Origin of the sequence: Mycobacterium terramassiliense (assembly GCF_900157385.1) — a bacterium.
Classification (GTDB): domain Bacteria; phylum Actinomycetota; class Actinomycetes; order Mycobacteriales; family Mycobacteriaceae; genus Mycobacterium; species Mycobacterium terramassiliense.
The window spans coordinates 494722-515846 of sequence record NZ_LT717701.1; the positions used below are offsets into that span (position 1 = coordinate 494722).

Here is a 21125-nt window from a genome sequence, read left to right on the forward strand (position 1 = left end):
CGTCCTATCCGGTATGGAGCACACAGATCCGATGGTACGAGTGGGATTGCTGTGACTAGAGTGCTGATATTGAATCGTGAGGTAATTGGGACTCCGACTGTGACCGGCGCGGCGGGCCCCCAAAGTCGCTGTCATTTGGCTTAACCCGGACTCCCTGGCCTCGCCAAATGGGTTAGGCCCGCGCGGTCGGATACCCTAAGCAACCGATGACCGCTCGTTTCGATCTTTTTGTCGTCGGTTCCGGATTCTTCGGCCTGACCATCGCCGAGCGCGTGGCTACCCAGCTCGGAAAGCGCGTGCTCGTCGTCGAACGGCGCCCGCACATCGGGGGCAACGCGTACTCCGAGGCCGAGCCCCAGACCGGCATCGAAGTGCACAAGTACGGCGCGCACCTGTTCCACACCTCTAATAAGAGGGTCTGGGATTACGTGCGCCAGTTCACCGAGTTCACCGACTACCGCCACCGGGTGTTCGCGATGCATAACGGCCAGGCCTACCAATTCCCGATGGGCCTGGGCCTGGTGTCGCAGTTCTTCGGCAGGTACTTCACCCCGGACGAGGCGCGGCGGCTCATCGCCGAGCAGGCCGCCGAGATCAACACCGCCGACGCGCAAAACCTGGAGGAGAAGGCGATCTCGCTGATCGGCCGGCCACTCTACGAGGCGTTCGTCAAGGGCTACACCGCCAAGCAGTGGCAGACCGATCCCAAGGAATTGCCGGCCTCCAACATCACCCGGCTCCCGGTGCGCTACACGTTCGACAACCGGTACTTCAGCGACACCTACGAGGGCCTGCCGGTCGACGGCTACACCGCCTGGCTGGAGAGGATGGCCGCCGACGACCGCATCGAGGTCAGGCTGGACACCGATTGGTTCGACGTGCGCGATCGACTGCGCGCGGACAGCCCCGACGCGCCCGTCGTGTACACCGGCCCGCTGGACCGTTACTTCGACTACGCCGACGGCCGGCTCGGCTGGCGCACCCTGGACTTCGAGGTGGAAGTGTTGCCCATCGGCGATTTCCAGGGCACACCGGTGATGAACTACAACGATCCCGAGGTGCCCTTCACCCGGATCCACGAGTTCCGGCACTTCCACACCGAGCGGGACTATCCGACCGACAAGACCGTGATCATGCGCGAGTACTCCCGGTTCGCCGAGGACGACGACGAGCCCTATTACCCGATCAACACCGAGGCCGATCGCGCCCTGGTGGCCGCGTACCGGGCCCGCGCGAAGTCCGAGACCGCTTCGTCGAACGTGCTGTTCGGCGGGCGGCTCGGCACCTACCAATATCTGGATATGCACATGGCCATCGCCAGCGCACTGAACATGTACGACAACGTCCTCGCGCCGCACCTGCGCGAGGGCAAAGACCTAGTGGAGGAAGGTGCGGGGGGATGACCGCAGTGAGCCTGCTTTCCCGAATCATCTTGCCGCGTCCGGGTGAACCGCTCGACGTGCGCAAGCTGTACCTGGAGGAGTCGACGACCAACGCGCGGCGCGCGCACGCGACCTCGCGGACGTCGCTGCAGATCGGCGCGGAGTCCGAGGTGTCGTTCGCCACGTACTTCAACGCGTTCCCCGCCAGCTACTGGCGCCGGTGGTCGATCTGCCAGTCGGTGGTGCTCCGCGTCGAGGTGACCGGGTCGGGCCGCGTCGACGTCTACCGGACCAAGGCCACCGGGGCCCGCATCTTCGTCGAGGGCCGCGAGTTTGCCGGCACCGAGGACCAGCCCGTCGTGGTCGAGATCGAGGTGGCGCTGAAGCCGTTCGAGGACGGCGGCTGGATCTGGTTCGACATCACCACCGACAGCAAGGTCACCCTCGTCGGCGGCGGCTGGTATGCGACCCAGGCCGCCCCGGGCACGGCCAACATCGCCGTGGGGATTCCCACGTTCAACCGCCCCGCCGACTGTGTCAACGCGCTGAGCACGCTCACCGCAGATCCGTTGGTGGACGAGGTGATTGGGGCGGTCATCGTCCCCGACCAAGGCGTCCGCAAGGTGCGCGATCACCCCGACTTTCCCGCCGCGGCCGCCCGCCTGGGTAATCGGCTGTCCATCCACGACCAGCCCAACCTCGGCGGTTCCGGCGGCTACAGCCGGGTGATGTACGAGGCGCTGAAAAACACCGATTGCCAACAGATCCTGTTCATGGACGACGACATCCGCATCGAACCGGACTCCATCCTGCGGGTGCTGGCGATGCACCGCTTCGCCAAGAGCCCGATGCTGGTGGGCGGTCAGATGCTCAACCTGCAGGAGCCGTCACACCTGCACATCATGGGCGAGATCGTGGACCGGTCGAACTTCATGTGGACCTCCGCCCCGCACGCCGAGTACGACCACGACTTCGCCGAATATCCGTTGAACGACAAGAACGATCGAAGCAAGCTGCTGCACCGCCGCATCGACGTCGACTACAACGGCTGGTGGACGTGCATGATCCCGCGGCAGGTCGCCGAGGAGCTCGGGCAGCCGCTGCCGCTGTTCATCAAATGGGACGACGCCGACTACGGCCTGCGGGCCGCCGAACACGGGTACCCGACCGTCACGCTGCCCGGCGCGGCGATCTGGCACATGGCCTGGAGCGACAAGGACGATGCCATCGACTGGCAGGCCTACTTCCACCTGCGCAACCGGCTGGTGGTCGCGGCGATGCACTGGGACGGCCCCAAAACGCAAGTGACCGGGCTGGTCCGCAGCCACCTCAAGGCGACGCTGAAACACCTTGCCTGCCTTGAATATTCGACCGTGGCGATCCAGAACAAGGCGATCGACGACTTTCTGGCCGGTCCCGAACACATCTTCTCCATCCTGGAAAGCGCGCTGCCGGAAGTGCACCGTCTGCGCAAGGAGTACCCGGACGCCGTGGTGCTGCCGGCGGCGAGCGAGCTGCCGCAGCCGATGCACCGAAGCAAGGCGATGAAGCCGCCGGTGAACCCTTTGTCCATCGGATACCGGTTGTCCCGTGGGGTCTTTCACAACATGACCAAGGCCGACCCGTCGGCCCACCTGCGCCCGGAGTACAACGTGCCCACGCAGGATGCGCGCTGGTTCCGGCTGTGCACCGTCGACGGCGTGACCGTGACGACCGCGGATGGCTGCGGTGTGGTCTACCGGCAGCGCGACCGCGGCAAGATGATCTCGCTGCTGCTCAAGTCGCTGCGGCGGCAGCGCCTGCTGCTGAGCCGGTTCGACGAGATGCGGCGGGTGTACCGGGAGGCGCTGCCCGTGCTGTCGAGCAAGCAGAAGTGGGAAGCGGCGTTGTTGCCCGCGGCCGGCCACGAGCCCGACAAAAGACCGGCGCATGGCTGAAACGGCCGCTCCGCGCGGTGAAGTGGCCGCGCTGGTGGCCGTCCAGTCGGCACTGGCCGACCGCCCCGGCGTGCTGACCGTGGCGCGCGGGCTGTCGCATTTCGGGGAGCACAGCATCGGCTGGGTGGCCGCCGCGGCGCTCGGCGCGGTGCTGATGCCGGGGCGCCGCCGCGATTGGCTGATGGTGGGGGCCGGCGCGTTCGCCGCGCACGCCGCCGCCGTGGTGGTCAAGCGGTTGGTGCGGCGCCAACGGCCGCATGATCCGGCGGTGGCGGTCAACGTCGGCACACCCAGCCAGCTGAGCTTCCCCTCCGCGCACGCCACCTCCACCACCGCCGCCGCCATCCTGATGGGCCGGGTCACGGGCCTGCCGCTGCCGGCGGTCCTGGTGCCGCCGATGGCGCTGTCGCGGATACTGCTGGGCGTGCACTACCCCAGCGACGTGGCTTTCGGCGTCGCCCTGGGTGCAGCCGTCGCGGGGATCGCGGGCCGAGCGCGAGAGGTGTGTGCCGAATGAGCGAAGACGTGATGATCGGGCCCCCGTCGAACCTGATCGTCGGGGTGATCAAGGCGATCCGCCCCCGGCAATGGGTGAAGAACGTGCTGGTCCTCGCCGCGCCGTTGAGCGCGGCGGGCCGGGGCCATCGCTACGACTACGGCCAACTGGGAATTCAGGTGGCGATGGCCTTCGTGGTGTTCAGCCTGGCCGCCTCCGCGGTGTACCTGATCAACGACGTTCGCGACGTCGAGGCCGACCGGGAGCATCCCACCAAGCGGTTCCGCCCGATCGCCGCCGGCGTGGTGCCCGAATGGCTGGCCTACGGCCTGGCCGTTGTGCTCGCGGTGGTGTCGCTCGGGCTGGCCTGGTGGCTGACGCCGAACCTGGCGCTGGTGATGGCGGTCTACATCGCCATGCAACTCGCGTACTGCTTCGGCCTCAAGCACCAGGCGGTGATGGACATCTGCATCGTGTCGTCGGCGTATCTGCTGCGGGCCATCGCCGGGGGTGCGGCCACCGATACCCATCTGTCGCAGTGGTTCCTGTTGATGGCGGCGTTCGCGTCGCTGTTCATGGTGGCCGGCAAGCGGTACGCCGAGCTGCAGCTCGCCGAGCGCACCGGCGCGGCCATCCGCAAGTCGCTGGAGAGTTACACGAGCACCTACCTGCGGTTCGTCTGGACGATGTCGGCCACCGCGGTGGTGCTGTGCTACGGGCTGTGGGCGTTCGAGCGCGAACACGGCGAGGCGGGCTGGTTCGTGGTGTCGATGGTCCCGTTCACCATCGCGATCCTGCGCTACGCGGTCGACGTCGACGGCGGGCTGGCCGGGGAGCCCGAGGACATCGCGTTGCGTGACCGGGTGCTGCAGCTGTTGGCGCTGGCCTGGATCGCGACAGTTGGGGCCGCCGTTGCCTTCGGCTAGCCCCCACCTAGAAGGTCTGAAGGCGCTGAAGGGCACTGTGCTGCGCCGTCGCCCGGTGATCAGGCGGGCAGGTCGGCCGCTGTTCCCCTACGTCACCATGGTGCGGGTCAGCCTGTGGATCAGCGTGGTGGTGGTCGCCGTCCTGTTCGCATGGGGCGCCTGGCAGCGACGCTGGATCGCCGACGACGGGCTCATCGTGCTGCGCACCGTGCGCAATTTGCTGGCCGGCAACGGACCGGTCTTCAACGCCGGCGAACGGGTCGAGGCGAACACCTCCACCGCGTGGACCTACCTGATGTATGTCGGCAGCTGGGTGGGCGGGCCGATGCGCATGGAGTACGTGGCGCTGGCGCTGGCCCTGACCCTTTCGGTGCTGGGCGTGGCGTTGTTGATGCTGGGCGCCGGCCGCTTGTACGCCCCCAGCCTGCGGGGCCGCAGGGCGATCATGCTGCCCGCCGGGGCCCTGGTCTACATCGCGTTGCCGCCGGCGCGTGACTTTGCCACCTCCGGCCTGGAGAGCGGCCTGACGCTGGCCTATCTCGGGTTGCTGTGGTGGATGATGGTGTGCTGGGCGCAACCGGTGCGGGGGCGTCCGGGCGGCGGAGTGTTCATCGGAGCGCTGGCCTTCGTCGCGGGGTTCAGCGTTCTGGTCCGGCCCGACCTGGCCTTGATGGGTGGGCTGGCGCTGATCATGCTGATCGTCGCCGCGCGCAACTGGCGGCGCCGCGTGCTGATCGTGGTGGCCGGCGGATTCCTTCCGGTGGCCTACGAGATCTTCCGGATGGGCTATTACGGGCTGCTGGTCCCCGGGACGGCCCTGGCCAAGGACGCGGCCGGCGACAAGTGGTCGCAGGGGATGATCTACCTGTCGAACTTCAACTCGCCCTATGCGGTGTGGGTGCCGGTGGTGCTGCTGGTGGCGCTCGGGGCGCTGTTGGTGGTCGCGCGCCGCCGCCCCTCGTTCCTTCGCCCCGTGCTCGCGCCCGATTACGGCCGCGCGGCGCGGGCGGTGCAGAGCCCGCCGGCGGTCGTCGCCTTCGTCGTCGTCAGCGGCCTGCTGCAGGGCTTCTACTGGATCCGGCAGGGCGGCGATTTCATGCACGCGAGGGTGCTTTTGGCGCCCCTGTTTTGTTTGCTGGCGCCGGTGGCGGTCATTCCGGTGCCGATCCCCGACGGCGCGGACTATTCGCGGGAGACCGGCAATTGGGTGGCCGGCGCCGCCGCCGCGTTGTGGCTCGGAATCGCCGGCTGGTCGCTGTGGGCAGCAAACTCCCCGGGGATGGGCGACGACGCCACCCACGTCACCTACACGGGAATCGTCGACGAGCGCCGCTTCTACGCGCAGGCCACCGGGCACGCGCACCCGCTGACCGCGGCGGACTACCTGGACTACCCGCGGATGGCCGCCGTTCTGACGGCCCTTGACAACACCCCGGACGGGGCGTTGTTGCTGCCTTCCGGCAATTACATCCAGTGGGACCTGGTCCCGATGGCGCAGCCCGCTCCCGGGGATGCCAAGGCGCCGCAAAAGCCCCAGCACGCGGTGTTTTTCACCAACCTGGGCATGCTCGGCATGAACGTCGGCCTCGACGTCAGGGTGATCGACCAGATCGGTCTGGCAAACCCCCTGGCCCAGCACACCGAACGGCTGAAGCACGGCCGGATCGGGCACGACAAGAACCTTTTCCCGGACTGGGTGATCGCCGACGGCCCCTGGGTCAAGGTGTATCCGGGCATTCCGGGGTATCTGGATGTGAATTGGGTTGCCCAGGCCGTGGCGGCCCTGAAATGTCCGGAGACCCAGGCGGTGCTCGCCTCGGTGCGCGCCCCAATGACCTTGCACCGCTTCGTGTCCAACGTCGTGCACTCCTTCGAGTTCACCACGTACCGAATCGATCGTGTTCCGCTCTACGAGCTCGCGCGGTGCGGGCTGCCGGTGCCGGAGGCAATCCCCCCGCCTCCGCGCGAGTAGAGGCGGGCGACCGAAAATTTTTTTCCGCGGGTGTCGAATTGGGCCCGCCGGCGAGTCGCCGGATATTGCCAGCAATCTCACATCTGTGCCCTCACCAGTGCGCCCCCGGGGCCAAGCACATGCGGAAACGCAATTCTCGATGCCGGTGTTTGGCCCGAAAATCATTAGGTAGGAGCGCCAAATCGCGGTTTGCCCGATCGGCTCGATGAGAGGGGATGCCCCGACGTGTGGTTGACTACACGAGCACTGCTGCGCCCGACGCGTATGCAGTCGGACCCAATTCGGGGATGCGTCCAATCGGAGAAATGCGCCGAAAGGCCGAAAGAAGGATGAGGAAGCAAGGATGACGCTTGTCAACAGGTTTCGCGGCGCCGTGGCTCGGATGCCACGACGGCTCGTGGTGGGGGCCGTTGGCGCGGCCCTGCTCTCGGGTCTGATTGGCGCCGTGGGGGGCTCGGCGACCGCCGGGGCGTTCTCGCGCCCGGGTCTGCCGGTGGAGTACCTGCAGGTTCCCTCGGCCGCAATGGGCCGCGACATCAAGGTTCAGTTCCAGAGCGGCGGCGCCAACGCGCCCGCGCTCTACCTGCTCGACGGCATGCGCGCGCAGGACGACTTCAACGGCTGGGACATCAACACCCCGGCGTTCGAGTGGTACAACCAGTCGGGCATCGCCGTCGTCATGCCGGTCGGCGGGCAGTCCAGCTTCTACTCGGACTGGTACAAGCCAGCCTGCGGTAAGGCCGGCTGCACCACCTACAAGTGGGAGACCTTCCTGACCAGCGAGCTGCCGTCTTACCTGCAGGCCAACAAGCAGGTCAAGCCGACGGGCAGCGCCGCCGTCGGTCTGTCGATGGCCGGTTCGTCGGCGCTGATCCTGGCCGCCTACCACCCCAACCAGTTCGTCTACGCCGGCTCGCTGTCGGCGCTGCTGGACCCGTCGCAGGGCATGGGGCCGTCGCTGATCGGCCTGGCCATGGGCGACGCCGGCGGCTACAAGAAGGACGACATGTGGGGGCCGTCGAGCGACCCGGCCTGGCAGCGCAACGACCCGTCGCTGCAGGTGGGCAAGCTCGTCGCCAACAACACCCGCATCTGGATCTACTGCGGTAACGGCAAGCCGTCCGACCTCGGTGGCGACAACCTGCCCGCCAAGTTCCTCGAGGGCTTCGTGCGGACCAGCAACCTGAAGTTCCAGGACGCCTACAACCAGGCCGGTGGCCACAACGCGGTGTTCAACTTCGACGCCAACGGCACCCACGACTGGCCGTACTGGGGCGCGCAGCTGCAGGCGATGAAGCCTGACCTGCAGTCCACGCTGGGCGCCACGCCCGGCGCGGGTCCGGCTACCGCCGCGGCCGCCGGCAACCAGGGCACCGGCACCTAAACACCACAGCGATGCGACTGGCGGCGGGCACCCTTCGGGGTTCCCGCCGCTAGTTGTTCGCAGCCTGTGTGACCTGTTTCACTACCCGCGGGACGGGCGACTTCCGTCGCTGGCTAATGTGCAGACAGCGACTAGACGATGGAGGGTGGACATGAGGGTCGTGCGGGGTCTGTCAACGTTGCTGCTGGCCGTGGTTCTGGCCCTGGGGGTGGGGGGTCCCCTCGGGAAGGCGCGCGCGGCGGGTTTCGACACCCTGATGGTGCCGTCCGCCGCGATGGGCCGTGACATCCCGGTGGCCTTCCTGGCGGGCGGTCCGCACATGGTCGTGCTGCTGGATGCGTTCGACGCCGCACCGGACGTCAGCAACTGGGTTACCGCCGGCAACGCGATGAACACGCTGGCGGGCAAGGGCATTTCGGTCGCGGCGCCCGCGGGCGGCGCGTACAGCATGTACACCAACTGGGAGAACGACGGCAGCAAGCAGTGGGACACCTTCCTGTCCAGCGAGCTGCCCGACTGGCTGGCCGCCAACAAGGGCCTGGCGCCCGGCGGCCACGCCGCCGTCGGGGCCTCCCAGGGCGGCTATGCCGCCATGGCGCTGGCCGCCTTCCACCCCGACCGCTACGGCTTCGCCGGTTCGCTGTCCGGGTTCCTGTACCCGTCGAACACCACCACGAACGGTTCGATCCTGGCCGGCCTGCAGCAATTCGGCGGGGTCGACGGCAACGGCATGTGGGGAGCCCCGCAGCTGGGCCGGTGGAAGTGGCACGACCCGTACGTGCACGCCTCCCTGCTGGCGCAGAACAACACCCGCGTCTGGGTCTTCAGCCCGACCACCGACGCGGCCAGCGATCCCGCCGCCATGATCGGCCAGGCCGGCGAGGCGATGGGCAACAGCCGGATGTTCTACCAGCAGTACCGCAGCAACGGCGGGCACAACGGCCACTTCGACTTCCCGGGCGGCGGTGACAACGGCTGGGGCACGTGGTCGGGGCAGCTGGGCGCCATGTCGGGCGACATCGTGGGGGCGATCCGCTAGTCCAGACGCCGGTACCGTGTAGGGAGCGCAGCAGCGGGCGGGACGGCCGTTTTCCCGGTATCGAGCTGCGCTCGACCGACACTGCCAGCAGGAGAACATGACCACGAGCGCGCGGCGTAAACGCCACCGGACCCTCGCCTGGATCGCCGCCCTTGCGGTGGCCGGCGTCGTGTTGCTGGTCATCGTGGCCGTGGTGATGCTGCTGCGCGGCCCCAAAACACCGCCCAGCGCGGTGCCGCCCGGTGTCCTGCCGCCGCCCTCCACGACCACGCACCCGCACAAGCCCCGGCCCGCTTCCCAGGACGCGTCGTGCCCCGACGTGCAGCTGATCAACGTGCCGGGCACGTGGGAGTCCGCGCCGCAGGACGACCCGCTCAACCCGGCGCAGTTCCCGAATGCGTTGCTGCACAAGGTGACCGCGGACATCTCCCAGCAGTTCCCCTCCTCGCGGGTGCAGACCTACACCACTCCTTACACCGCGCAGTTCCACAACCCGCTGAGCGGTGACACGCAGATGTCGTACAACGAGAGCCGGGCCGAAGGCACCCGCGCGACCGTGCAGGCGCTGACCGACATGAACAACAAGTGCCCGCTGACCAGCTACGTGCTGATGGGGTTCTCCCAGGGGGCGGTCATCATCGGTGACATCGCCAGCGACATCGGCAACGGGCGCGGCCCCGTCGACGACGACCTGGTGCTCGGTGTGACGTTGATCGCCGACGGTCGCCGCCAGGACGGGGTCGGCAACGACATCGGGCCCAACCCGCCCGGCGAGGGCGCCGAGATCACCCTGCACGAGGTGCCGGTGCTGTCCGGCCTCGGACTGACCATGACCGGTGCCCGGCCGGGCGGTTTCGGCGCGCTGAACAGCAAGACCAACGAGATCTGCGCGCCCGGCGACCTCATCTGCGCCGCGCCGAACGAGGCGTTCAGCGTGGCCAAGCTGCCCGACACCTTGAACACCCTCGCCGGTGGCGCCGGCCAACCGGTCCACGCGCTGTACGCCACGACCGAGTTCTGGAACTCCGACGGGGCGCCGGCGACCGATTGGACGCTGAATTGGGCCCGCGGGCTGATCGAAAACGCGCCGCACCCCAAGCACGGGTGACATGCCGCGACGTAGGCGAATCCGTGACGCGATCGGCGGTACCTTGTGATTTGGTCTGCCGCGAGGCGGCCCTTAACATTAAGAGAAAATTAAGAGCAACTAGAGCTTCGTTGGCCGCAGGGACCGGCGCTCCCGGGCGCGGGCCGTTCAAAGCCGGCTCGTGTATAGAGGGACCCGTCGGCGCGGCCGGCACCAGAGCGGTCGGCCACGCCGACCGACAAGGTTGTAACAGGAGAGGGCGGCATGGCGTACCACAACCCGTTCATCGTGAATGGAAAAATCAGGTTCCCTGACAACACGGACCTGGTTCGTCACGTTGAGAAATGGGCGAAGGTCCGCGGCGACAAGCTGGCCTATCGATTCGTCGACTTCTCCACCGAGCGGGACGGTGAATACCGCGACATCTCGTGGGCCGAGTTCAGCGCCCGCAACCGCGCCGTCGGCGCCCGCCTGCAACAGGTCACCCAGCCCGGCGATCGCATTGCCATCCTGTGCCCGCAGAACCTCAACTACCTGATCGCGTTCTTCGGGGCGCTGTATTCCGGCAGGATCGCCGTGCCGCTGTTCGACCCGAGCGAGCCGGGTCACGTCGGCCGACTGCACGCCGTGCTGGACGACTGCACGCCCTCGACGATCCTGACCACCACGGAGGCCGCCGAAGGCGTCCGCAAGTTCATCCGCGCCCGCTCGGCCAAGGAGCGGCCCCGCGTCATCGCCGTCGACGCGGTGCCCAACGAGGTCGCCTCGACCTGGCAGGCGCCCGAGGCCGACGAGAACACCATCGCTTACCTGCAGTACACCTCCGGCTCCACCCGCACCCCCACGGGCGTGCAGATCACCCACCTGAACTTGCCCACCAACGTGCTCCAGGTGCTCAACGGGCTGGAGGGCAAGGAGGGCGACCGCGGACTGTCCTGGCTGCCGTTCTTCCACGACATGGGCCTGATCACCGCGCTGCTGTCGCCGGTGCTCGGCCACAACTTCACCTTCATGACCCCGGCCGCGTTCGTGCGCCGCCCCGGCCGCTGGATCCGGGAGATGGCGCGCAAGCCCGACGACGACCCGGACTGCGAGGTCTTCACCGTCGCGCCGAACTTCGCCTTCGAGCATGCTGCCGTGCGCGGCGTGCCCAAGGAGGGCGAGCCGCCGCTGGACCTGAGCAACGTCAAGGGCATCCTCAACGGCAGCGAGCCGGTGTCACCGGCGTCGATGCGCAAGTTCTACGAGGCGTTCGCGCCCTACGGCCTGCGCGAGACGGCCATCAAGCCGTCCTACGGTTTGGCCGAGGCGACGCTGTTCGTGTCCACCACCCCGATGGACGAGGCGCCCCGGGTCATCTATGTCGACCGCGACGAGATGAATAACCAGCGCTTCGTGGAGGTCCCCGCCGATGCGCCGAACGCCGTCGCCCAGGTGTCCGCGGGCGTCATCGGCGTCGACGAGTGGGCGGTGATCGTCGACCCCGACACGGCCAGCGAGCTGCCCGACGGGCACGTCGGCGAGATCTGGCTGCACGGCAACAACCTGGGGATCGGCTACTGGGGCAAACCGGAAGAGACCAACCACACCTTCCGCAACATCCTGAAGTCCCGCATCAGCGAGTCACACGCCGAGGGCGCGGCCGACGACGGGTTGTGGGTACGCACCGGCGACTACGGCACCTACCACGACGGCCACCTCTATATCGTCGGCCGCATCAAGGACCTGGTCATCATCGATGGCCGCAACCACTACCCGCAGGACCTCGAGTACTCGGCGCAGGAAGCCAGCCGGGCGCTGCGGACCGGCTACGTGGCCGCCTTCTCCGTCCCGGCCAACCAGCTGCCCCAGGAGGTATTCGACAACCCGCACGCCGGCCTCAAGCACGACCCCGAGGACGGCTCCGAGCAGCTGGTGATCGTCGCCGAGCGCGCCGCCGGCACGCACAAGCTCGACTACCAGCCCATCGCCGACGACATCCGCGCGGCCATCGCCGTGCGGCACGGCGTCACCGTGCGCGACCTGCTGCTGGTGCAGGCCGGCACCATTCCGCGTACCTCCAGCGGCAAGATCGGGCGCCGCGCCTGCCGCGCCGCCTACCTCGACGGAAGCTTGCGCAGCGGCATCGGTTCGCCGACCGCCTTCGCCGGCGCTAACGACTGAACCCAGGAACCATGGCTGATACAGACGACCTCCAGGACCAGCAGGAGAACCTGCCCGCCAAGAAGACCGCAGACATGACGGTCCCCGAGATGCGCGAGTGGCTGCGCAACTACGTGGCCAAGGCGACCGGGCAGTCGCCCGATTCGATCGACGAGTCGGTGCCGATGGTCGAGCTGGGCCTGTCGTCGCGCGACGCCGTGGCGATGGCCGCCGACATCGAGGACATGACCGGGGTCACCCTGTCGGTCGCGGTGGCGTTCCAGCATCCGACCATCGAATCGCTGGCGACCCGGATCATCGAGGGCGAACCCGAACGGCCCGACGACGACGTCGACATCGTCGACTGGTCGCGCAACGGGCCCGCGGAGCGCGTCGACATCGCGGTCGTGGGCCTGGCCACCCGGCTGCCCGGCGACATGAACAGCCCCGACGAAACCTGGCAGGCGCTGATCGAGGGCCGCGACGCCATCACCGACCTGCCCGAGGGCCGCTGGGAGGAATTCCTGGAAGAGCCGCGGCTGGCCGAACGGGTCGCCAAGGCCCGCACCCGCGGCGGCTACCTGAAGGACATCAAGGGCTTCGACTCCGAGTTCTTCGCGATCGCCAAGACCGAGGCCGACAACATCGACCCGCAGCAGCGGATGGCGCTGGAGCTGACCTGGGAGGCGCTCGAGCACGCGCGCATCCCGGCGTCGAGCCTGCGCGGCGAGGCGGTCGGCGTGTACGTCGGCGTCTCCAACCATGACTACGGCTTCCTGGCCATCTCCGACCCGACCGTCGCGCACCCGTACGCGATCACCGGTAACTCGCCGTCGATCATCGCGAACCGGGTGTCCTACTTCTACGACTTCCGCGGGCCTTCGGTCGCGGTCGACACCGCGTGCTCGAGCTCGCTGGTGGCGATCCACCAGGCCGTGCAGGCGCTGCGCAACGGCGAGGCCGACGTCGCGGTGGCCGGCGGCGTCAACGCGCTGATCACGCCCGCGGTGACGCTGGGCTTCGACGAGATCGGCGCGGTGCTGGCCCCCGACGGCCGGATCAAGTCGTTCTCTTCCGACGCCGACGGCTACACCCGCTCGGAGGGCGCCGGCATGCTGGTGCTCAAGCGGGTCGACGACGCGCGCCGCGACGGCGACCAGATCCTGGCCGTGATCGCCGGCACCGCGGTCAACCACGACGGCCGGTCCAACGGCCTGATCGCACCGAACCAGGACGCGCAGGCCGACGTGCTGCGCCGGGCCTACAAGGACGCCGGCATCGATCCGCGGAACGTCGACTACATCGAGGCGCACGGCACGGGTACCGTCCTCGGTGACCCGATCGAGGCCGAGGCGCTGGGCCGGGTCATCGGCAGGGGCCGTCCGGCCGACCGTCCGGCGCTGCTGGGCGCGGTGAAAACCAATGTGGGGCACATGGAGTCGGCCGCCGGCGCGGCCAGCATGGCCAAGGTTGTGCTGGCGCTGCAGCACGACAAGCTGCCGCCGTCCCTCAACTTCGCGGGTCCCAGCCCCTACATCGACTTCGACGCGATGCGCCTGAAAGTCATTGACACGGCGACCGATTGGCCGCGCTACGGCGGCTACGCGCTGGCCGGGGTGTCGAGCTTCGGCTTCGGTGGCGCCAACGCGCACGTGGTGGTGCGCGAGGTTCTGCCGCGCGACGTCGTCGAAAAGGAGCCGGAGCCCCAGGCCGAGGCCAAGGCGGCCACCGAAGCGGCCGAAGCGCCCACGTTTGAGGCGCATTCGCTGCGGTTCGACGACTTCGGCAACATCATCCCCGACGCCTCCGCGGCGGCCGAGGAGGAAGAGCCCGACCTCCCGGAGATCACCGAAGAGGCGCTGAGCCTCAAGGAGGCGGCGCTGGAAGAGCTTGCGGCGCAAGAGCTTCCGCCGCCGGTTATCCCGCTCGTCGTCTCGGCGTTCCTGACGTCGCGGAAGAAGGCCGCGGCCGCCGAGCTTGCCGACTGGATGGAAAGCCCCGAGGGCCAGGCGTCGTCGCTCGAATCGATCGGGCGGTCGCTGTCTCGCCGCAACCATGGTCGCTCGCGCGCGGTGGTGCTGGCACACGACCACGAGGAGGCCATCAAGGGCCTGCGCGCGATCGCCGAGGGCAAGCAACGGCCGAACGTGTACAGCGTCGACGGGCCGGTGAGCAACGGCCCGGTGTGGGTGCTGGCCGGTTTCGGTGCGCAGCACCGCAAGATGGGCAAGAGCCTGTATCTGCGCAACGACGTCTTCGCGCAGTGGATCGAGAAGGTCGACGCGCTGGTCCAGGACGAGCTGGGCTACTCGGTGCTCGAGCTGATCCTGGACGACTCGCAGGACTACGGCATCGAGACCACCCAGGTCACCATCTTCGCGATCCAGATCGCCCTGGGCGAGCTGCTCAAGCATCACGGCGCCAAGCCCGCCGCGGTGGTCGGCCAGTCGCTGGGCGAGGCCGCGTCGGCGTACTTCGCCGGCGGCCTGTCGCTGCGCGACGCCACCCGGGCCATCTGCTCCCGCTCCCATCTGATGGGCGAGGGCGAGGCGATGCTGTTCGGCGAGTACATCCGGCTGATGGCGCTGGTGGAGTACTCCGCCGAGGAGATCAAGACGGTGTTCTCCGACTTCCCCGACCTGGAGGTGTGCGTCTACGCCGCGCCCACCCAGACCGTCATCGGCGGCCCGCCCGAGCAGGTGGACGCGATCATCGCCCGCGCGGAATCCGAGGGCAAGTTCGCCCGCAAGTTCCAGACCAAGGGCGCCAGCCACACCTCGCAGATGGACCCGCTGCTGGGCGAGCTCGCCGCGGAACTGCAGGGAATCAAGCCGATGAGCCCGAAGTGCGGGATCTACTCGACCGTGCACGAGGGCAGCTACATCAAGCCCGGGGCCGAGCCCATCCACGACGTCGACTACTGGAAGAAGGGGCTGCGCCACAGCGTCTACTTCACCCACGGCATCCGCAACGCCGTCGACAGCGGACACACCACCTTCGTCGAGCTGGCCCCCAACCCGGTGGCGCTGATGCAGGTGGGCCTGACGACGGCCGACGCCGGCCTGCACGACGCCCAGTTGATCCCGACGCTGGCCCGCAAGCAGGACGAGGTCGAGTCGATCGTCTCGACCCTGGCGCAGCTGTACGTCTATGGGCATGACCTGGATCCTCGGACGCTGTTCACCCGCGCGGCGGGGCCCCAGGACTACGCGAACATCCCGCCGACCCGGTTCAAGCGCAAGGAGCACTGGCTGGACGTGCACGTCGCCACCAGCAGCGGCTCGGTGCTCATGCCCGGCAACCATGTCGCGCTGCCGGACGGCCGCCACGTCTGGGAGTACGCGCCCAAGGGCTTGACGGACCTGGCGGCGCTGGTGAAATCCGCTGCGGCCGAAGTCCTTCCGGGCGCGCAGCTGACCGCCGCGGAGGAGCGGGCCAAGCCGGGGGAGGGCTCCCGGCTGGTGACCACGCTGACCCGGCATCCCGGCGGCGCGTCGGTCCAGGTGCACGCCCGCATCGACGAGTCATTCACGCTGGTGTACGACGCGCTGGTGACCCGGGGCGGCGCCGAGTCGGTGCTGCCGGCGGCGGTGGGCGCCAGCACCGCGATCGCGGCTCCCAGCAATGGGGCCGTCGCGGAGGCTCCCTCCGACCGCCCGGAGGAGGAGGCGCTCGGCGACAGCCTGACCAACCGGTACATGCCGGCCGGCTTCACCAAGTGGTCACCGGACTCCGGCGAGACCATCGCCGACCGGCTGGGCGCGATCGTCGGCGCCGCAATGGGTTACGAGCCCGAGGACCTGCCGTGGGAGGTGCCGCTGATCGAGCTGGGCCTGGACTCGCTGATGGCGGTGCGGATCAAGAACCGGGTCGAATACGACTTCGACCTGCCGCCGATTCAGTTGACGGCCGTGCGCGACGCGAACCTCTACGCCGTCGAGAAGCTGATCGAGTACGCGGTCGAGCACCGCGACGAGGTCGAGCAGCTGCACGAGCACCAGAAGACCCAAACGGCCGAGGAAATCGCCCGGGCGCAGGCGGAGTTGATCAGCGGCGCCACGCCGGCCTCGGTGGTGGCTCCGGCCCCCGACCCGCAAGCCGAGCCGGAGACACAGCCGCCGCCGGCCTCCGACGTCCCGATCCCGCCGCCGCCGACCGACCCCTCTGGCCCGTCGGGGCCCGGTGTCAACGGGGGACAGCCGAAGGTGTCCGGTGTGGCCGAAGCGCTCAACCAGGAGCCGGTCGCCAAGGCGCTGAACTCCGACGTGCCGCCGCGCGACGCCGCCGAGCGGGTCACCTTCGCCACGTGGGCGATCGTGACCGGCAAGTCGCCGGGCGGCATCTTCAACCCGCTGCCCAAGCTGGACGCCGACGCCGCCGCCAAGATGGCGGAACGGTTGTCGGAGCGGGCCGAAGGTGCGATAACGGCCGAGGACGTGCTGACGTCGCAGAACATCGAGGCGCTGGCCGAGAAGGTGCGCGAGTACCTGGAGGCAGGGGTGGTCGACGGGTTCGTCCGTACGCTGCGGGCCCGGCCGGAGGGCAGCGCGAAACCGCCGATTTTCGTGTTTCACCCGGCCGGCGGCTCGACGGTGGTCTACGAGCCGCTGCTCAACCGGTTGCCGCCCGACACCCCGATGTACGGCCTCGAGCGGGTCGAGGGGACGATCGAAGAGCGTGCGGCGCAATACGTTCCGAAGCTGATCGAGATGCAGGGCGACGGGCCGTACATTCTGGCCGGCTGGTCGCTGGGCGGCGCGCTGGCCTACGCCTGCGCGATCGGCCTCAAGCGGATGGGCAAGGACGTCGAATTCGTCGGCCTCATCGACGCGGTGCGGCCGGGCGAGGAGATCCCGCAGACCAAGGAGGAGATCCGCAAGCGCTGGGATCGCTACGCCCGGTTCGCCGAGAAGACCTTCAACGTCACCATCGACGAGATCCCCTACGAACAGCTCGAGGAGCTCGACGACGCGGGGCAGGTCCAGCTGGTGCTCGAGGCGGTCAAGGCGAGCGGGGTGCAGATCCCGGGCGGGATCATCGAACACCAACGCACGTCGTACCTGGACCAACGGGCCATCGACACCGCGGAGATCCAGCCGTACGACGGGCACGTCACGCTTTACATGGCCGATCGCTACCATGACGACGCGATCATGTTCGAACCGCGCTACGCCACCCGCAAGCCGGACGGCGGGTGGGGCGAGCACGTGACCGACCTCGAGGTCGTGCCCGTCGGTGGCGAGCACATCCAGGTCATCGACGAGCCGATCATCGCCAAGGTGGGGGCGCACATGACCCAGGCGCTGAACGCGATCGCGGCAAAGCACGCGCCGGACGCGACCGAAAAAGTTAGGTAGGCAAGCAGTGACGGAGACCCTCCCCGCCTCAGGGCAAGCTCCCGTTCAGCACACCACCGCCGAAAAGCTGGCCGAGCTGCACGCCCGCCTCGAGCTGGCCAAGGAGCCCGGCGGGGAGAAGGCCGCCGCCAAGCGCGACAAGAAGGGCATCCCGAGCGCCCGCGCCCGCGTGCACGCGCTGGTCGATCCGGGCACCTTCTTCGAGATCGGCGCGCTGGCCAAGACGCCGAACGACCCGAACGCGCTCTACGGCGACGGGTGCGTCACGGGTCACGCCATGATCGACGGCCGGCCGGTCGGGGTGTTCTCGCACGACCAGACGGTGTTCCAGGGCACCGTCGGTGAGATGTTCGGCCGCAAGGTCGCACGGCTGATGGAGTGGTGCGCAATGGTCGGCTGCCCGATCATCGGCATCCAGGACTCCGGCGGTGCCCGGATCCAGGACGCGGTCACCTCGCTGGCGTGGTACGCCGAGCTGGGCCGCCGGCACGAGGCGCTGTCCGGCCTGGTGCCCCAGATCTCCCTCATCTTCGGCAAATGCGCTGGGGGAGCAGTGTATTCGCCGATCCAGGACGATCTGCTCGTCTCCGTGCGCGACCAGGGCTACTTCTTCGTCACCGGGCCCGACGTGATTCGGGAAGTCACCGGCGAGGAGGTCACCCTCGACGAGCTCGGCGGCTCCGACGCCCAGGCCCGCTACGGCAACATTCACCAGGTGGTCGACTCGGAGGCGGAGGCCTTCCAGTATGTCCGCGACTACCTGTCGTTCCTGCCGTCGAACTGCTTCGACAAGCCGCCGATCGTCAACCCCGGGCTGGAGCCCGAGATCACCCCGACCGACCTGGAGCTGGACGCGATCGTGCCGGACTCCGACAACGCGGCCTACGACATGCACGAGATCCTGCTGCGCATCTTCGACGACGGCGACTTCCTCGACGTCGCCGCGCAGCACGGTCCCGCGATCATCACCGGATACGCGCGCGTCGACGGCCACCCCGTCGGAGTGATCGCCAACCAGCCGATGCACATGTCGGGGGCGATCGACAACGAGGCGTCCGACAAGGCCGCGCGGTTCATCCGATTCTGCGACGCGTTCAACATCCCGCTGGTCTTCGTCGTGGACACGCCCGGGTTCCTGCCGGGTGCCGAGGAGGAGAAGAGGGGCATCATCAAGCGCGGCGGACGGTTCCTCTACGCGGTGGTCGAGGCCGACGTGCCGAAGGTGACGATCACGATCCGCAAGTCCTACGGCGGCGCGTACGCCGTGATGGGCTCCCGGCAGCTGACCGCCGACTTCAACTTTGCCTGGCCGACCGCCCGCATCGCGGTGATCGGCGCCGAGGGCGCCGCCCAGCTGCTGATGAAGCGGTTCCCGGACCCGACAACGCCCGAGGCGCAGCAGATCAAGAAGGACTTCATCGAGGGCTACAACCTCAACATGGCGATCCCGTGGACCGCCGCCGAGCGCGGCTTCATCGACGCGGTGATCGACCCGCACCAGACCCGGCTGCTGCTGCGCAAGTCGATGCACCTGTTGCGGGACAAGCAGCTGTGGTTCCGCGTCGCCCGCAAGCACGGGCTGATCCCGGTCTAATCGCTCGCGACGGACTAGAGCCGCAACGCCCCGTCCGCCAGCTCGTCGAACCGGTCCAGCGCCTCGTCGGAGTCGGCGTCGATGCCGCGCAGCGGGCCCCGATCGGCGAGGTAGCGCTGCGCGTACAGCCGCGCGACGAGCGCCTTGCGCTCCCCGCCGCGGGTCTCCCGCTCCCACGCGGCCTGCTCGGTGAGCAGCGCACCCGCGTAGACGTCGCCCATGAACTGGGCCAGCGGGAACAGCCGCGCCTCGGCGACCTCCCGATCGAGCTTGCCCCACGCGGTGATCGCCGCGTCGAGGTCCTCGACGCGGCGCGCCACCAGGCGGGTGGTCTCGTCGTCGTCGGACACCGAGACGGCGTCATGCAGCCTCGCCAGCAGCGCCTCGTGCGCGGCGGCCCGCTCGATGCCGCGCCGCACATCGAGGCACAGGATGTTGTCCGGGCCCTCCCAGATGGTGTTGACCTGCGCGTCGCGCAGCAGCCGGGCCACCGGCCACGTCTCGATATAGCCGTTGCCGCCGTGGATTTCGATCGCGTCGGACGCCGCGGTGATCCCGAGCCGGCACACCTTCAGCTTGGTGACGGGGACCGCGATGCGCTGCCGCACGCCGCGGGGCTGGCGGTGGTTGGCGGCGCCCGTGCCGTCGAAGACCAGCGCAAGGGCCGCCTCCACGTCGACGATCATCTCGGCGAGCTTGCGCCGCATCAACGGCTTGTCGATGAGCGCCCCGCCGAACGCGTGCCGCTGCCGGGCGTAGCACAGCGACTCCACCAGGGCGCGGCGGGCGTTGGCGAGCCCGAACTGGGCGATGCCAAGCCGAGCGGCGTTGGTCAGCTCCATCATGCGACCGAGTCCCTTGCCGTCACCCGGCCCCGCGTCCGCGCCGGGTTCGCCGGACAGCAGGAAGGCCTCGGCGTCGACGAACTCGACCTCGCCGGAGGCGACCGAGCGGGTGCCGAGCTTGTCCTTGAGCCGGCGCACCCGCACCCCGTTGCGCGACCCGTCGCGCCGGTCGCGCAGCACGAGGAAGTTGGCGACGCCGCGGGACGAGTCCGGGGCCCCTTCGGGCTTGGCCAGGACGACGAACGCCTCACCCGCGCAGTTGGAGGCGAACCACTTGAACCCGTTGAGCAGCCACGCGTCCCCGGACCGGGTTGCCGTCGTCTCGAGCGCGCCCAGGTCGGAGCCGCCGGTGCGTTCCGTCAGCAACTGGGCCGTCTCGCCGGCCCACTCGCCGGAGGCGAACTTGGCCAGCACGTGCTCGGCCACGTCGGGCGGCGCGTACGCGGACACCAGCGACTGCACCATCCCGCCGCCCGTGCCCAGTGCGCAGCCCATCCCGATGTCGGCCTGGTTGAGCAGATAGTTCGACGCGAACAGCGCCAGGCCCGAGCTCACGGCGGCGCCCCGCGCCGCGTCGCGCAGGGCCTGCTGCGCGTCGAGCACCGCGCGCTTGGACTGCGTGAACGACGCCGGCATGACGACGCGGCTGACGTCGTGTCCCCACCGGTCGTACCGTTCCAGCCGGGGCGGGTTGCGGTCGGTCTCCTCGGCCCAGCGCGCCACCGGGCCGCCCATCAGGTCGCCGATGCGGGCCAGATGGGGCTCTAGGACGGCCAATTCGTCGGGTCGCAGGTAATAGGCCATGGTGAACTGCAGGGTGGGATCGGTCAGGTACCAGTTGAGACCCACGGCTCCGCGGTAGTTGTCCGTCCGGTAGCGCCGCGACTTTTCTTCCGTGGAGAACGGCAGCCGGTCCACCGCTTCTGAGGTGTAGTCGCTCATGTCGCGACGGTATTACAGGCGC

The 21125-nt window shown here is 68.7% G+C and carries 12 protein-coding genes; 11 read left to right on the forward strand and 1 reads right to left on the reverse strand.

Annotated elements, in window-relative coordinates; translation table 11 throughout:
* Positions 1–206: 206 nt before the first annotated feature.
* The 11 genes from glf to MTAB308_RS17075 all read left to right on the forward strand — a co-directional run bounded on the left by glf (position 207) and on the right by MTAB308_RS17075 (position 19316).
* On the forward strand, positions 207–1403 hold the full coding sequence (gene glf, locus MTAB308_RS17025) for a UDP-galactopyranose mutase (protein WP_077100636.1): 1197 nt from the start codon (positions 207–209) through the stop codon (positions 1401–1403).
* Positions 1400–3319, forward strand: a complete 1920-nt coding sequence (locus MTAB308_RS17030; RefSeq protein ID WP_077100638.1) for a glycosyltransferase — start codon at positions 1400–1402, stop codon at positions 3317–3319. Before glf ends, MTAB308_RS17030 begins: the two co-directional genes overlap by 4 nt.
* On the forward strand, positions 3312–3836 hold the full coding sequence (locus MTAB308_RS17035) for a phosphatase PAP2 family protein (protein WP_077100640.1): 525 nt from the start codon (positions 3312–3314) through the stop codon (positions 3834–3836). Before MTAB308_RS17030 ends, MTAB308_RS17035 begins: the two co-directional genes overlap by 8 nt.
* On the forward strand, positions 3833–4741 hold the full coding sequence (locus MTAB308_RS17040) for a decaprenyl-phosphate phosphoribosyltransferase (protein ID WP_077100642.1): 909 nt from the start codon (positions 3833–3835) through the stop codon (positions 4739–4741). Before MTAB308_RS17035 ends, MTAB308_RS17040 begins: the two co-directional genes overlap by 4 nt.
* A complete protein-coding gene (aftB, locus tag MTAB308_RS17045; protein ID WP_281253121.1) occupies positions 4728–6713 on the forward strand; it encodes a terminal beta-(1->2)-arabinofuranosyltransferase in 1986 nt (661 codons plus the stop codon). The genes MTAB308_RS17040 and aftB overlap by 14 nt, the downstream gene beginning before the upstream one ends.
* A gap of 343 nt (positions 6714–7056) precedes the next feature.
* Positions 7057–8097: a diacylglycerol acyltransferase/mycolyltransferase Ag85A gene (gene ag85A, locus MTAB308_RS17050; protein ID WP_077100645.1), complete on the forward strand. Its 1041-nt coding sequence runs from the start codon at positions 7057–7059 to the stop codon at positions 8095–8097.
* A gap of 160 nt (positions 8098–8257) precedes the next feature.
* Positions 8258–9136, forward strand: a complete 879-nt coding sequence (locus MTAB308_RS17055; protein WP_108637436.1) for an esterase family protein — start codon at positions 8258–8260, stop codon at positions 9134–9136.
* 97 nt (positions 9137–9233) lie between these two features.
* Complete coding sequence (culp6, locus tag MTAB308_RS17060) at positions 9234–10244, forward strand: carboxylesterase Culp6 (protein ID WP_077100647.1); 1011 nt, start codon at positions 9234–9236, stop codon at positions 10242–10244.
* Positions 10245–10487: 243 nt separating this feature from the next.
* Positions 10488–12386, forward strand: coding sequence for a long-chain-fatty-acid--AMP ligase FadD32 (fadD32, locus tag MTAB308_RS17065; RefSeq protein ID WP_077100648.1), 1899 nt, complete (start codon positions 10488–10490; stop codon positions 12384–12386).
* 11 nt (positions 12387–12397) lie between these two features.
* Positions 12398–17722 carry a polyketide synthase Pks13 gene (gene pks13, locus MTAB308_RS17070; RefSeq protein ID WP_077100649.1) on the forward strand — a complete coding sequence of 1775 codons (5325 nt, stop codon included), beginning with the start codon at positions 12398–12400 and terminating at the stop codon, positions 17720–17722.
* A 7-nt stretch (positions 17723–17729) separates the two neighbouring features.
* Positions 17730–19316, forward strand: a complete 1587-nt coding sequence (locus MTAB308_RS17075; RefSeq protein WP_077100650.1) for an acyl-CoA carboxylase subunit beta — start codon at positions 17730–17732, stop codon at positions 19314–19316.
* Between the two features lie 14 nt (positions 19317–19330).
* Here the strand turns inward: MTAB308_RS17075 and MTAB308_RS17080 are convergent, their stop codons facing one another.
* Entirely contained in the window at positions 19331–21103 is a 1773-nt protein-coding gene (locus tag MTAB308_RS17080; RefSeq protein ID WP_077100651.1) for an acyl-CoA dehydrogenase family protein, read from the reverse strand.
* Positions 21104–21125: the final 22 nt, after the last annotated feature.